This is a genomic window from Corynebacterium sp. MSK008, from assembly GCF_030232585.1.
Classification (GTDB): Bacteria; Actinomycetota; Actinomycetes; order Mycobacteriales; family Mycobacteriaceae; genus Corynebacterium.
Map to the genome: position 1 here is coordinate 1 of NZ_JASPJX010000028.1, position 842 is coordinate 842.

The window sequence follows — 842 nt, forward strand, 5'->3', positions numbered from 1 at the left end:
TCACGGGCTGAACGGGCACTATCGACTGTGATTGCCACCTGCTACCTCAAAGGGGTCTCCACCCGCAGGATGAACGACCTGGTGGCAACCCTTGGCATTTCCAACCTGTCGAAATCGCAAGTCTCACGTATGTCGGAAGAACTCGACGAGATGGTCGCAGACTTCAGAAACCGCCCACTCGACCCCGGCGGGTACGCCTACCTGTCCTGCGACGCACTCACGATCAAAGTCCGTGAAGGCGGCCGAGTGGTCAAATGCTCCGTGCTACTAGCTACCGGTGTCAACGCCGACGGGTACCGCGAAATGCTCGGCATGCACGTCGCCACTGCGGAATCCAACGCATCGTGGAAAGGCTTCTTCCAAGACCTCAAAGCGCGCGGGCTTCGCGGTGTCTTCCTGATCACCAGTGACGCCCACGAAGGCATCCAACACGCGATATCCGAAGTGCTGCCCGATGCGTCGTGGCAGCGCTGCCGCACCCACTTCGCCAAGAACCTCTACGAGAAAGTCCCGAAAACCCAGTGGCCGATGGTCTCGGCGATGTTCCAGACGATCTTCCAACAACCTGATGCCCAATCCACCTGGGCCCAAGCCCGCGAAGTCGTCGACTTGCTGGAACCGAAGTTCCCCCAGGTAGCGGCGTACTTGGAGGAATCACTCGATGAGGTGCTGGCGTTTACCGCAGCGCCGAAACCAGTCTGGACGAAGGTGTGGTCAAACAACCCCACCGAGCGGTTAAACCGGGAGATCCGCCGGCGCACCGACGTTGTGGGTATCTTCCCGAACCGCGAATCGATCATCCGGCTTGTTGGCGCCGTCCTTGCCGAGCAACACGACGATTG

1 protein-coding gene is annotated in these 842 nt (G+C 59.9%); it reads left to right on the plus strand.

The window, feature by feature from the left end:
- Window positions 1-842: IS256 family transposase (locus tag QP996_RS11725; protein WP_284872810.1), on the plus strand; the 842-nt coding region annotated here is incomplete at both ends.